This is a genomic window from uncultured Aquimarina sp. (assembly GCF_947495315.1).
Classification (GTDB): domain Bacteria; phylum Bacteroidota; class Bacteroidia; order Flavobacteriales; family Flavobacteriaceae; genus Aquimarina.
In genome coordinates this window covers 86,265-100,061 of record NZ_CANLYD010000007.1, presented here as the reverse complement: position 1 = coordinate 100,061, position 13,797 = coordinate 86,265, and the positions used below count along the sequence as shown (strand labels likewise).

Genomic DNA, 13,797 nt, shown 5'->3' with positions numbered 1-13,797 from the left:
CATTAATCATATGCACAATGAAAGCACAAGTTAACGAAATAAAAATAAGTTATGAAGGTGGTGTTAAATCCAAAGATTGGGTTCAGGTTTCATCCTCTGCACAAGCTGCAGAAGTCCTTTTTCAAAACTGGGATAAACGTACAATGGAATTACAAGAGACGTTTAAAATTGTACTCTTGAATAACAGCAATAAAGTGAAAGGTATTTGCCAAATTTCACAAGGTGGAATTGCAGGAACTTTAGTGGATATGCGTATTCTATTTGCAACTGTTTTAAAGTCACTTTCAGTAGGTTTGATATTAGCACATAATCATCCGAGTGGTAAGTTACAACCAAGTGAAGCAGATATAAAATTGACAAACAAAATCAAAAAAGCTGCATCTATTTTTGACATCAGATTGTTAGACCATTTGATTTTTGCACCCGATGGGGATTACTATAGTTTTTCTGATAACGGAATTTTGTAAAGCAAATAGCTATGGTATATCTCAATTTTACAGACCTGAGCGAAGAAGCTCAAAACCGACTTTTAGAAAATTCTAAAAAAGACGTGGAACGAAAATTTGGCGATAGTATTCGCAAATACGTAAAAGAAAATTATACCTGTTTTGAAACTATGATTGAAGAAGAAGCAATGCAGAATCTATATTCCTATACCTTCATATTTAATCCTTGATTTTTTGAAATATTGAATTGACACCTCTGAATTTTCAGGGGTATTTTTGTATACAATTCATATCAAGTCAATAAAAAAACGTATCTTTATTTCGCTGAAATTCAGCATTCAATTTTAAGTAGGGTTATCCACTTTTCGACTTTCGCCGATATCCTTGCACATCGAAAAATAACATATCGGAAAATTATTTTCCTTGAAAATGGCAATCGGCTTTTTAGCCGGATTGTATGGATTTTTGTCCCGCGAGCGGGACGAAAAGGAATAGCAAGAGGGTAACACGCTGCGCGATGTTTCGGATTCCTTTTCGTTTTCAAATTGCTGATTATCAGCAATTTGAATTTATATTAATTTCTTGACAATCAGCAATTTGCGACAAAAGGGCTGTAAACGCCCATTTTTAGGGAAGATTTTGCGACAAATCGGCGAAATATGGACTCATTTACTGGCATTAGATTTAAAAAAGAAACTGCAAAACGTTTCCAAACATTCTCACGCACTTACTTCAAATCGCACACCGAAGCGATGGCTACAATGCTCGATTTTTTCTTCTACAATGAAATTTCGCCAAAAGAAAAATTAGGTCCGACAGGAAGAACCATCGAAGCTAAACTCTTAAAAAGAATCAATGCGGTTATTGCCATCATGCGTGATGTAGAAAAGACACAAACCAAACCTACGGTGGCTATGATTCAATCGCTGTTTGAAACAGAAGAACCAACCAAAAAACCGCTAATCGTAGAAAAGAAATATGCCGAAGAAAAGAAAGAAGTGCGCTTTCGCGAAAAGCAAAATACAAGTAATCAACTCTAATTTTTTAAGCTATGTACATTACAATCACATCTCAAAAATTGGGTAATAATTATTCACAAAGTTCAGCAGATTTCGTGGGTTATTTAGAGAAAGAAAATCAAGGTTTGGAACAACAGGATATGGAACACTTTTTCAATCAATATGGAGATGAGATTTCCGCTGAAGAAGTGGTCAAGGAAATTGATGGAAACACCGCAAAGTTAAAAAAGAAAGAACCCAAGTTTTATTCGATTACAGTCAATCCTTCAAAATATGAATTACGCAAACTTCAGAACAATAGCCAAGATTTAAAAAACTATACTCGTGAATTGATGAAGGATTATGTTGCCAGCTTCAATCGGGAAATCAATGGGCGACCTATTACGATAGATGACATTAAGTACTTCGCAAAAATTGAACGCCAACGCACCTTTAAAGGAACGGATTTTCAGATAAAAGAAAACCAACCCTTTGCCACAAAAATATTGCAGATCAAAGCGGAAATTAGAAATGTTCAAGCGGGAAGAGCTGAAGGGAATATCAAAAAAATGAGAAAAGAAATTGCCAAACTGGAATGTCAAGCACCACATCAACAAAATGGAAAACGGATAGTCCAGGGAATGCAAAAAGATGGAAACCAAAGTCATATCCATATCATCGTGAGCAGAAAGGATGCTTCCAATTCAGTCAGCCTTTCCCCAGGAAGCAAACACAAAGCCTCAGAAGTTGAAATGCACGGCAAAAATATAAAGCGAGGTTTTGACAGAGATAAATTTTTTGAGAATGCGGAAAAGACGTTCGACAAGACTTTTGGTTATAAACGCAACTTTGCCGAGACCTATAAGGCACGAAAAGATTTTGTTAAAAACCCCAAGCTCTACTTTGCTGCCTTGATGAAATTACCAGCAAATGAAAGAGCATTGGCTTTCAAAATGATGACAAAAACGGGATTGCCAATCGTTCCAAGTATTCCCGTTACTCAGGCGCAAATTGCACTTCGTGTTTTCAAACGATTAAGACGTGGTGCAAAAGTGGCCATAAAATCAAGTTCTATAGGCATATAAAAACAAATAGTTATGAAAGTCAAAAATCCATTAACAATATCGAAGAAAACTATAAGCATCTATGAACCCAAAATAGAATTGCTAGTAATGGATTGTATGGTTTATATGAAAGATTGCAGAGATAAGCAATTTGATTTGGCAATAGTTGACCCACCATACGGAATAGGCATTCATAAAATGAATTTCACCCAAAATCGGAAAGGTGGTCTAGCTAAACGGGGTGATTACAGCTCTATAAGTGACTGGGATAAAGAAATACCAAAGCAAGCTTACTGGGATGAGTTATTTCGCATTTCGAAAAATCAAATCATCTGGGGTGGAAATTATTTTTCATTACCACCAATGAAAGGTTGGGTTTTTTGGGATAAGAGAACGGATGCAAAATACAATACGGATTATGCCGATGGGGAATTGGCTTGGACTTCATTTAATAAACCTTTACGTTGTTTTCGTTGGTTGTGGAATGGTATGCTTCAACAAAATATGAAAAACAAGCAGATAAGAATTCACCCTACCGAAAAACCCAAAGCCTTGTACGAATGGTTACTTATGAATTATGCTAAAAAAGGTGACAAGATTATCGATACACATATAGGTAGCGGTAGTATTGCTATGGCATGCTGGAATATGAAATACGATTTAGTGGGTATGGACATCAATCCTGTTTATGTTAAAGCTGCTCAAAAGCGTTTAGACGATTACAGGAAGCAATTAAAATTATTCTAATGCTAACTACAAAACCTGAAATAGTACTTTTAATTATTGGTTTAGCCAGTATCGTTTTCTATGTGATGTTTCGAGTAAGTAAGTATGCTTTCTTATTAAATATCACTATGCTTTCGTTTCTCGTATCGTATATTTCTGAAGGAAATGAATTAGTATCAATATTATTGTACTTGGTTTGTCCTCTTATGCTAATTAATACAGGACTGTATGTTTTTCTGCATAAAACTGAAAACGCACAAAATGGAAATACTAAATATCGGGTCAGTTTTTCTACGAATAAAGGAAACTTCAAACTAGATAATATTAAACGTGGCGCATCCGTCATCGGATCCGCTGGAAGCGGAAAAACCGAAAGCGTAGTTTATGGTTTCTTAAACCATTTCCGGAAAGAGGATTTTTGCGGAATCATTCACGACTACAAGGATTTTGAACTGACCGAAATGGCATATCCCTTGTTTAAGGATGGTAATATTCCGTTTAAGGTCGTTTCCTTCGATAAAATCATTCATAGGGTAAATCCTATTGCGCCACGCTACTTAGAGAACGAGGAAAGTGTAAACGAAGTGTCGAGGGTACTAATTGAAAACCTTTTGGAACAACGTGAATCAGGAACTACAGGCACAACCAAATTCTTTAACGATGCTGCTGAAGGTTTGATTGGTGCTTTGATTTGGAAACTGAAGACGGATTACCCTAAATACTGTACACTGCCTCATTTAATAGCCATTTATCAATTATTGGACACTGATAGCCTTATCCAATTTTTGGAAACCAATACCACATCCAGAGCAATGGCAGATGCTTTTATTAGTGGTAAAGATTCAGATAGGCAGACAGCTGGTGTTAAAAGCACCTTGTCCAATGCCCTAAAACGCATTAGTACACAGCGAATTTTTATGGCATTATCCGCAGACGAAGTGCCATTGAATATTAATAGTGAAGAAAATCCTGCCATCATTTCCGTAGTAAACAATCCAAAATATGAAACATCGTATTCGCCTGTGATCGCCACCATTATTCACACCATCACCAAACAAATGAGCGTGCGAAATTCTAAGCCTTCATTTTTATTGATGGAAGAAGCACCAACAATTCGTTTGTTGAATATGCATCGAATTCCTGCAACTTTGAGAAGCTATGATATAGCTACTATTTATGTGATGCAGGATAAAATACAGAATGATATGATGTATGGTGATAAGGCGAGTAAAGCAATATTGAGTAATCTTTCTTACCAATTTTTCGGAAAGGTAAACGACCCAGATACCGCTAAATATTACGAACGTTTTTTTGAAATCATCAAAGACCCAACGAAAAGTATTAGCCGTGGGCATAACCTTGATTTTGATACCCGAATCACGACTGGAGAAAAAGAAATACCGAAAATAAGAGCTGATGTCTTTTTTAGGTTGAAGCAAGGAGAGTTTATTACTTATGCTGATGGAAAGGATAAAAAGGTACAGTTTAAATTGGCAAATATTCAAAGAGAGTTGCTCAAGGAATCTAAGCAGTTTTCCCAGTCTGATTTAGAGGAGAATTTTGAAAGGGTTTATGAAGAAGCCAAATCTATTTTTGAATAAGTAAATAACTAGTTTTTAAAAAAATCTGTTATATCCTGAAAAATAGATTTTTTATCTTTATTGCTATAAGTGGTGTATAGATAGTAACTATGCCTAATTGTTCCGCCTAATTTGAAAAAACCAATGGTAAAGGTACATTTCGATAATATAAGACAACAAATAATTAATGCTCTCGACAAAGCATCTGAAAGAATAATTGTTGCTGTCTATTGGTTTACAAACGAAGAACTTTTTGATAAATTAATTCAACAAATTGAGAAAGGATGCAGAGTTGAATTAATAATCCACAATGATTTTATAAACAACAGAAATACAGGACTCAATTTTCAGCAGTTTATTGATAAAGGTGGGGAATTTTATTTTTCTGATGGATATAATCCAATGCATAATAAATTCTGTGTTGTCGACAATCAAATTTTAATAAATGGTTCTTATAATTGGACTTATTATGCAGAGAATAAAAATAGAGAAAATGTACTAATAATAGAAGAAGAAAAAGATACTATAGAATCATTTATAAATGAATTTGAGCGACTAAAATCCTTAACCGAAAAAGTAACTGAAATCAGACAACTTACTCGTTTTGAAGTTGACGAAAATAATGTATTGAGAGCAAAAGATTATCTTGCAAATGACATTGTTTTTCAGGCAAAAGTCACAAATAGACCAGAAATTGTCGAATCTGCTTTTGAAATTGCACCAGATAATATCGAAGTTCAAAAAACTGCGTTTGCATTAGACTTGACTAAAAAATATAGATTAAAGCATTCTATTGGTTCGAGTCTAATAAATAATGGATATAAAATTATTGTAGAAAAAGGCTCTTTGATTCCTGTTTCTTCATCTGCCATTGTACGAACAACTGCCGATAATCAAACAAGTTCAGAAGCAACAATCCATTTTGGCGAAAACCCAAAAGCAACAGTTAATACTAAATTCGCAAAAATGCGTTTAAATGGATTACCAAAAAAACCAGCAGGTAAAGCGGAAATGAAATACCATTTCACAATTGACTTGAAAGGAAATTTAAGAATGGAAAAATATTCTCTTGATAATGGAAGAAAGCAAATTCTAACGAAAAAAATAACTGAAATTTTAGAAGAAATAATTGATGAAAAAACGTCGTAGAACACTATGTATAATTCATTGATAGAACTCGCCTACTTGCGAAAATCCTTGTGGGTTTTTTATTTAGTGTGTATTTGCAAAATTAGTTGCTCAAACACACAACGAAATCATACACAAAACTGTCATAGGTAATTAGATTTTACATGAGTAGAAGACCAAAATACAATTACGAAAAGGTAACAAAAACAGCCAAACAATATAAAACTAGAGGTGATTTTGTTAAATATGATGAACCATCTTACAGATGGGCTCAAAGGAATAATGTTTTGAATGAAATTTGCGCTCATATGGTATATGTTCGGAAGTATTGGTCTTTAGATAGTGTGCAACGTGAAGCAAGAAAATATAACTCTAGAACGGAATTTCAAAAACAAAATGTAAGTGCTTATGAATGGGCTTTAAGAAATAAAAAATTGGATTCTGTTTGCTCTCACATGAGTGTAAAAGGACACAAGTATAAGAGGGCATTATATGTGTATGAATTTGAAAACAATTCAGCATATATCGGTTTGACTTTTGATTATCACAAACGTGATATGGAACATAGACGAAGAGGTAGAGTTTTCCGAGAATTAAAGAAATCATCTGCAAAATTCATTAAACTAAATAAATGGCTAGAAGCAGAAGTAGCACAGAACGAAGAGAAGAAATTAATTGAAAAATATAGAAATAATGGTTGGCGCATTTTAAATGTTGTTACTGCTGGTAGTCTTGGTGGGAATGATATAAAATGGGATGATAACTCGCTAAAAAAAGAAGCCTTAAAGTATAAAACGATTAAGGAATTTAGAGAAAAAGCTCACGGTGCTTATTCAACTGCAGTAGCCAAAGGATTTGAAAAATTTGGTTCACATCTTAAATATGTACGCAATTATTGGGATTTAGAAAAGGTTGAAAAAGAGGCATTAAATTATAGTCATAAATCCGATTTTAGAGAGAAATCATCATCAGCATATGACTGGTGTTTGAGAAATAATATGATTGACGAAATATGTGGTCATATGAAATCAAGAGTAAATAAATGGGATTTACAAAAGGTGAAAGAAATTGCAAAGCAATACGATTCAATGACGGAATTTCAAAAAGGAAATAGAAGCGCATTTGAATGGGCTAGAAAAAGTGATTTTTTTGGAAAGATTTGTGACGGAATGAGACCTTTAAGAAAATCATGGAATTTTGAATTAGTCATTGAAGAAGTGAAAAAATATAGCTCTAAAGCAGAATTTCAAAAGAAATCTGGCTCTGCCTATGCTTGGGCTCAAAGGAATAGATTATTAGAGAAAGCATATAAATATTTAAAAAGAACAGTCTAGAGTAATGCATATGGCATCTAAGCACCTTGTGGGCTACTAAGAAACCAAACACTGGAAGTTGCTTGATTTTAATCATCTTACTTTGGAGATTTCAAAGGAATTTTCACTTGAATCTAGGCAATTATTCAAATACCGATTTAGAAGCTAGTTTCAATAGTATTTATCAAGAAGTTAAAACGATATTTAATCAATACGTTCAGATTGAGAAAGTATAAACTGGTGAAAAATTTTCAGTAAAGAAAACTGAAATTATTTTAACTAATAAAATGCTCTTATATTGAAGGAAAAATAAACACTTTGATTGAAAAAGAACAAATACAAAAGAGGCGTCAGGAAATTGCAGAAATCAGACACGCTGATAGTGTATATAGAGATATTGTAGCTAGAGAAAATGAAAGAGAAGACTTCGAGAAACGTTGGTTTTGGGAATTACTTCAAAATGCGAAAGACTCTGTTAACCCAGACCAAAGCATAAAAGTGAAAATCTGCATTGAGGAAAATGAAATATCATTTTTGCATACCGGCAATCCTTTTGAATTAGATGATATTTTAAGCCTTATTATTCAAGGTAGTTCTAAAAATAATAAGGAAGGTATGACCGGAAGGTTTGGTACAGGGTTTATGACTACCTATCTTCTATCTAAAGAAGTTAGAATTACTGGTAAACTAGTAAATAATCAAGGTTGCTTTGATTTTCTGCTCAACCGTAATGCAACAGATAATGAACATTTTTATTTCCTGCAGCAAGAGTCAAATAAACAATTTGATAATTCAATTAGGAATAATAGCTACTTAGGTGACGATGAATTTCAAACTAAGTTTACTTATAAGCTAGGAACAGAAGGAAAGAAGACTGCGAGTATAGGATTAAAATGTTTAGATGAACTTATTCCCATTACTCAACTATTCAATAAGCAACTAGAATCAGTAACTGTGATTGAGGATGGTATTACCAGGACCTTTAGCAAGTCATTGGTGCATAAGCACGAAATAGGCTCTATTAATGAATGGATGGTAAATACGCTTTATAATGGCAAAATGCAAACAAGTTTAAAGGCCTATGTGCAAAATGACCACAGGTTTGATGCTTGTATTATTACTACCTATCAAAATGAAACCGAAACAATTCTGCCGTTAACAAAGAACCATCCACGACTATATTATACTTTTCCATTACTAGGAACTGAAGAAATTGGAATCCCGATTATTATTAACTCAACTCATTTTGACCCTAGGGTTGAGCGGGACGGAATATATCTCAAGAAAGTATCAGAAGGTGGAAGTGAGGTAATTAACAAGGAAATAATAAATAAGGCTTTATCGCAAAGTTTACTGGCATTCGTACAATTATTTAAAGCCAAAAACATCTCTGGAATTCACGAAGTTTTTAATTTCAAACTTTCTAAAGATCTAAAATGGATGGACCACGACTGGTTCGTCAATTTAAAAAATAACACATTCCAGATACTTGCCACCAAACAAGTAATCAAGTATAATAATTCTGAGGAAGGCTTTACTAGTCTTAATGATTTAACAATTCCATTTACTGATAAAACCGATTATATTAAGGGTTTATGGGAACTTTTATCAAAAATACTTAAGCTAAAGGTGCCATTGGCTAACGAGTTGCAAAGTTGGGTTGAAGTTGCCCAAAGTTATTCATTTATTGAGCCCAAAATAGAAAACATTGATAAACTTGATTTTGTATGGGGTATTGATGAGTTAATTGATTTTGTTGAGCAAACTAATGATATTGAAACATTAAATTCTTTAATCAGTATTGAAGGACAGTTATGGCTTAACAACTTTTACTCTATAATTGTGCAAATTAAAAGGCATTTTCCACTAGAGAAATGTATTGCTTTAAATCGTAGGAATAACTTAAGAAAAGCTGAAGGTATTAGTTGGGATTTATGCAATGATGAAACTCTGATTGCTATATCCGATTTAGTTGGATTAAACTTTGCTGACAAACTCTTTTCAAAAAACATTCAAACATTTAATCTAAGTGGCGTTGAGAATTTTTCGCTTCAAGAGGCGGTAAGTGAGTTAAAATCTAAGCTCAATCAAATTACACCATCTGAAATAAGTAGCAGTTCATACCAAATATGTAATGCAAAATTCTTGAAATGGTTAATTTCTAAAGAAAATCAAGAATCAATTAAAGATTTAAAAGTTCTAAGAGGTGCCGTAAATAATAATAACGAGGATTTTATTTATGACCATTTTCCTAAATCCGAACACTTACTTTTAGGTCCAAAAAAATTATTCGAAAAAGAATTTCCAATCTATGCAAGCTTAGTGAGAGACAAAGATTGTATGAATGATATTTATACTGAGTTTTTAAGTAGTGAAGACTTTAGTTTTTTAAATGAAGGTGGGTTTATACATTATAGCCCAATTATTATTAAAACTGAAAATGCAACCATCAAATTGCTAGAAGATTTGATGATAAGCGAAAAGGATTTGAATAGTTTAAGAGATAGTGACGGAAACCTTAAATATAAATTCCAAGTCACTTATTCAGATTTCGCATACTTAACAACAAGTGATGGGCATATTTATGCCCGAAATACAACTCAAAAATCAAGTTTAGAACGGTTAAGGTTTTTGCTTAATGAAGCCATAGAAAAAGATGTTTTTTTTGATAAAGATTACCAAGAAATTAAAATCGATGATGTCGAAACTGCTATACAATTAAAAAAGTGCTTATGGGTATATCGTGCCAAACGATTAAATTGGATAAATATAAAAACTGAAAGTGAAGACTCGGAAACAAAGTTTGTAAGCGAAACACCTTCATCAAAAAATCTTTCAGAATTATTTAAGGAAAATGATGCCTTGCTAAAAACAATTCGTGGCGCCAGACAACAAACTTTTTTGAACAAATTAGGTGTTGGTGTTTCAGATTTAATTAGAAATACTTTGCCTACGGACGAACTTCGGTTGAGCTGGGATAAAGCAATAACAAATATGATTACAAGTGATGCCGACCCGGAACTTGTCCAAGAAATTTTTAACGACCCAAGTATTAGAAAAGAATATGAGAGAAGGCTCGGTGAGAGGAAGTTAATAAGCAGGAATCAGTTTATTGGTAAACTCATAGAAGATTTGTTTAAAGAATACATAACACAACTCAAAGCCGAAGGTGTCAATATAAATATTGAAAGAAAGCCATTTGGTAGTGATTATATTCTTACAGAGGAATCGTCAGATTTAATCAATCAACAGAACGAACGAGAGGCTTTTAAAATTAATAACTGGCTAGTAGAATTAAAAGCAACAGGAAAAGATTATGCTGCAATGACCCCTTTGCAAGCAAAAACAGCAACAGAACAGAAAGAAAATTATGCTCTAATTGTAGTGCCACTAAATGGTTTTGAACCTGATTTGGAATATCTCAGACAAAATACCAAGGTCATTCACAATATAGGTTATAAGATAGATAATGTTTTTGCAGATTTTAGCGAAATTGAAATTAAAAAAAGCCACCTTCACAATGGCCAAAATGGAATTTCTGTGAGCATAGAAGATCAAAACATTCGTTTTAGAGTAAATGCCTCTATTTGGAATAACGAGCACATCAGTATTAAGGCTTTTATTGAAACGTTCTTTGTAGATTCAAATAATTAATTTAAGGATAAAGGTTGAGTAATTTTTATTGAGAAGAGTAAGATATACAGAAAAAAGTAAGAATTTAAAATGAGTATTAACCAAAGTGAAATAATTAAAAAAACAGATGAATTTCTAGACACCCTTAAGCTCAATCTAAAGCAAATAAAACTCAAAAAATATCAAAGTGTAGTCTTCAATTCTTCAGAGTTTAGGACCAAAGAAATACTGAATGAAAGTGTACATAAGGTTAAAAAAAGCAGCCTTCCTCTAATTTACACAATCGAGTTATTAGAAATTAGTAAACTGCCTAAATTACTTGGTCTGTTCGAGGATTTTAGTGAAAGCAACAAAAAGAAAGTTAAGAACAAGGATAGGGTCAATCTTTCAAGATATAATAAGTCACTTTCATCTTTTCTATATGTCGGAAGCTCTACCACGGGCATTTACTCAAGATTAAAAAATCATTTTGGAACACGCGGTAATAGAGTATATAGTTTACATTTATGTAAATGGGACAATGGTATTGATTATGATATAAAGTTGAGAACTTATACTATTGAGAACGTAAAAAGCCCAAATACAATGCACGCTATAGTAGAACTGGTAGAGCAACAAGTTTGGGATGAATTAGAACCCAATTTTGGAAAGCGAAGTGGACAATAAAATGCTTAATCTCTACCTCATTTTTAAATATGAAGTAACTAGATTAAAACATTTAAATTTACAGAAACAATAGATAATAACTATAAATATTAAAAAAAGAAGCATTTGCTAGTATTAATTGGTTAACAAAGAAGAAATAATAGATTTAGAGAAAATTGTTCAAAAGGAATGTGATGAATATTCACTTACTTTAGAAGAATCGCACGATAATAACTTTAAGATTTATACAGATCAGTCTTCAGGAATCACACTTTTCCTTCAACTTGATGAGAACCACAATTTATCATTCTACTTTCTGCAACGAACTTACGATGTGTTTTACACTGGCGATAGATCGGATGCTCACGTAATTCTAAGCTTGATGTTTACGGCTTTCTTAAGGTTCTATAAGTCGGGAATTTCCTGTGAGCAATTTGATATTGGCCATCCTGTTGTTCCAGATGAAATATGGGGAAGATATTTGATACCAGTCCAAGCCCCAATTTTACATGGAATTTCGACTGCCAAACAACTCTTTGAGGTTGTCAAGGAAATAATAAAAATGGTGGCATTTTGGCGAGAAAGCTTATGGTATTTTGCAGGTTGCCCTTGTGATAAATGTATGACTGCTGGAAATATTGATAACTCAAACTATAAATACTCTTTCGAAGATGTTGAGGACATATTTTCACATTTGCATAGTATATCTAGCCGAAATAATTATAGGGATCGTGAACGACCAGAATGGGTATATTTCTATGACATAGAAGAGGAAGTTACGATGATTAAATCCAGTAGTCTCGCAAAGTTTCTCTACGCAACATTAGATTTGTGTACAGATAAAACTGAACAGTTAAAAGGACAGAATGGTACATTTGTGCTAAGCGATAACATAAAAAACTTCGTTCACGATGATACGAGATTTGAACTGGACGAATATTTCAATATTATCAATAAAGAAGGGAAACTAAAAGGATACCCCGTGATTCCTATGGAAAATATGGTCGTTACGGTAATGGAAGATTATATTATTGCATTGGGTAGAATATGTGGATTTGAAGAATATAAAAAAGAAAGAGAGCTCATTAGAGAGCGACACAATAGAGAATCTGAGCTGTTGTTTCCAATAGCACAATTTTTGTGGAAAGAAGAAGTTTGTCCAGACCAATTCGAATTATTAGTTAAGGCACTATTGGAACGTGAGCCAAACGTAAAAAGCGTTAGAAGACCAGCACCCATTAATCAAGGTGATAAAGGAAGAGATTTAATTATTGAGTGGAATGTAATAAATGAATATATGTCCGATACCACACCGCCAAGAAAGTTGATTAAAGTTGTAGGACAATGCAAATCGGGAAAATCTACAATCGGAAAAGGGAAAGTGTTGGATATACGAGATACTGTAGAAACTCATAATTCACAGGGCTTTTTCTTAGCCGTAAATACCCAAATTTCCGCAGCACTTACAGAAAAACTCGAATCGTTACTATCTCAAGGAATTTGGACTTCTTGGTGGAATAGGGATGATATTGAGATGAGACTGTCTAAAAATCAAGATTTAATCCCAATGTTTCCAAACGTTCTAACATCTAAAGACCAAGTCAAATTTGTGGATAGGGAAGATTAGTTACATTACAATTCAACATGATTGATTGAAATCAGAACACCAGATTGTTTTTGTTTAGAGTTTGTATTCAATAAGTGGTCAAATGGTAGTGTAATAGGTGGTGTAATAGGTGGTGTAAAGATTCTCAGGTGTTTGAAATAGAATAAATTAGATGAGGAATTGCTGATTTGTTTAATCAATAGTAAAATATCAATTATATCTCTCTTACTGTTTTTCATATGTAAAATATTGAAATTCAAAGCATTATTTCTAAAAGACATAGGAGATTTAAAAAGGTCCATTATCTCTTGGTCCGTTGTGGGTAACCTTCCATAGTCCATCTTCTTTAATCAATTTAAAAACACCAGGTTTTGGGTCATATGCTGTGGAATACTTTATCCAAGCAACTTCACCTTCCATAACTTCATCAACAATCTTGAAGTCGGATTTTGAATTTTTATCCTGAACGAACATTTCTTGAATGCTGGAAAGATTAGCATAGCCTTCTGCAGTAGTATGTTTTTTTAGAGACGCTTTATCACCGTAATAAAAACTTTCGGCAACAACTTTGGCAGTTTCAGAAGGAGACATATCCTTATTCCCAGCACAGGAAATAAATAGAAGTACAAGTGAGCAAATAAGTAATCTTTTCATAATA

Annotated in this window: 13 protein-coding genes; 11 read left to right on the top strand and 2 right to left on the bottom strand. The window is 33.3% G+C overall.

The window, feature by feature from the left end; all coding sequences use genetic code 11:
* The first annotated feature begins 17 nt into the window (after window positions 1–17).
* From Q0910_RS14145 to Q0910_RS14095, 11 genes are all read left to right on the top strand, one after another.
* Entirely contained in the window at window positions 18–467 is a 450-nt protein-coding gene (locus Q0910_RS14145; protein ID WP_299217824.1) for a JAB domain-containing protein, read from the top strand.
* 11 nt (window positions 468–478) lie between these two features.
* Window positions 479–676, top strand: coding sequence for a hypothetical protein (locus Q0910_RS14140; RefSeq protein ID WP_299217822.1), 198 nt, complete (start codon window positions 479–481; stop codon window positions 674–676).
* Between the two features lie 429 nt (window positions 677–1,105).
* Window positions 1,106–1,486, top strand: coding sequence for a BfmA/BtgA family mobilization protein (locus Q0910_RS14135; protein ID WP_299217820.1), 381 nt, complete (start codon window positions 1,106–1,108; stop codon window positions 1,484–1,486).
* A gap of 11 nt (window positions 1,487–1,497) precedes the next feature.
* Entirely contained in the window at window positions 1,498–2,529 is a 1,032-nt protein-coding gene (gene mobB / locus Q0910_RS14130; RefSeq protein WP_299217817.1) for a MobB family relaxase, read from the top strand.
* A 12-nt stretch (window positions 2,530–2,541) separates the two neighbouring features.
* Window positions 2,542–3,255: a DNA methyltransferase gene (locus tag Q0910_RS14125; RefSeq protein WP_299217815.1), complete on the top strand. Its 714-nt coding sequence runs from the start codon at window positions 2,542–2,544 to the stop codon at window positions 3,253–3,255.
* Complete coding sequence (locus tag Q0910_RS14120; RefSeq protein ID WP_299217812.1) at window positions 3,255–4,835, top strand: type IV secretion system DNA-binding domain-containing protein; 1,581 nt, start codon at window positions 3,255–3,257, stop codon at window positions 4,833–4,835. Before Q0910_RS14125 ends, Q0910_RS14120 begins: the two co-directional genes overlap by 1 nt.
* Before the next feature lie 111 nt (window positions 4,836–4,946).
* Window positions 4,947–5,963, top strand: coding sequence for a phospholipase D-like domain-containing protein (locus tag Q0910_RS14115; protein ID WP_299217811.1), 1,017 nt, complete (start codon window positions 4,947–4,949; stop codon window positions 5,961–5,963).
* 143 nt (window positions 5,964–6,106) lie between these two features.
* Window positions 6,107–7,276, top strand: coding sequence for a hypothetical protein (locus tag Q0910_RS14110; protein ID WP_299217809.1), 1,170 nt, complete (start codon window positions 6,107–6,109; stop codon window positions 7,274–7,276).
* A gap of 297 nt (window positions 7,277–7,573) precedes the next feature.
* On the top strand, window positions 7,574–10,909 hold the full coding sequence (locus tag Q0910_RS14105; protein WP_299217807.1) for a hypothetical protein: 3,336 nt from the start codon (window positions 7,574–7,576) through the stop codon (window positions 10,907–10,909).
* A gap of 69 nt (window positions 10,910–10,978) precedes the next feature.
* On the top strand, window positions 10,979–11,554 hold the full coding sequence (locus Q0910_RS14100; RefSeq protein WP_299217804.1) for a hypothetical protein: 576 nt from the start codon (window positions 10,979–10,981) through the stop codon (window positions 11,552–11,554).
* Window positions 11,555–11,672: 118 nt separating this feature from the next.
* Entirely contained in the window at window positions 11,673–13,160 is a 1,488-nt protein-coding gene (locus Q0910_RS14095; protein ID WP_062054284.1) for a restriction endonuclease, read from the top strand.
* 5 nt (window positions 13,161–13,165) lie between these two features.
* On the opposite strand, the gene Q0910_RS14090 is transcribed toward Q0910_RS14095, so the two are convergent.
* Window positions 13,166–13,378 carry a hypothetical protein gene (locus tag Q0910_RS14090; protein WP_299217797.1) on the bottom strand — a complete coding sequence of 71 codons (213 nt, stop codon included), beginning with the start codon at window positions 13,376–13,378 and terminating at the stop codon, window positions 13,166–13,168.
* Between the two features lie 49 nt (window positions 13,379–13,427).
* Window positions 13,428–13,793, bottom strand: coding sequence for a hypothetical protein (locus Q0910_RS14085; protein ID WP_299217795.1), 366 nt, complete (start codon window positions 13,791–13,793; stop codon window positions 13,428–13,430).
* Window positions 13,794–13,797 lie beyond the last annotated feature (4 nt).

Bases quoted from the DNA above. Each gene is read 5' to 3' on its own strand.
- Q0910_RS14090 (WP_299217797.1), bottom strand. From the start codon at position 13,378: ATGAAAAACAGTAAGAGAGATATAATTGATATTTTACTATTGATTAAA.
- Q0910_RS14140 (WP_299217822.1), top strand. From the start codon at position 479: ATGGTATATCTCAATTTTACAGACCTGAGCGAAGAAGCTCAAAACCGA.
- Q0910_RS14110 (WP_299217809.1), top strand. From the start codon at position 6,107: ATGAGTAGAAGACCAAAATACAATTACGAAAAGGTAACAAAAACAGCC.
- Q0910_RS14120 (WP_299217812.1), top strand. From the start codon at position 3,255: ATGCTAACTACAAAACCTGAAATAGTACTTTTAATTATTGGTTTAGCC.
- Q0910_RS14125 (WP_299217815.1), top strand. From the start codon at position 2,542: ATGAAAGTCAAAAATCCATTAACAATATCGAAGAAAACTATAAGCATC.
- mobB (WP_299217817.1), top strand. From the start codon at position 1,498: ATGTACATTACAATCACATCTCAAAAATTGGGTAATAATTATTCACAA.
- Q0910_RS14100 (WP_299217804.1), top strand. From the start codon at position 10,979: ATGAGTATTAACCAAAGTGAAATAATTAAAAAAACAGATGAATTTCTA.
- Q0910_RS14135 (WP_299217820.1), top strand. From the start codon at position 1,106: ATGGACTCATTTACTGGCATTAGATTTAAAAAAGAAACTGCAAAACGT.
- Q0910_RS14085 (WP_299217795.1), bottom strand. From the start codon at position 13,793: ATGAAAAGATTACTTATTTGCTCACTTGTACTTCTATTTATTTCCTGT.
- Q0910_RS14145 (WP_299217824.1), top strand. From the start codon at position 18: ATGAAAGCACAAGTTAACGAAATAAAAATAAGTTATGAAGGTGGTGTT.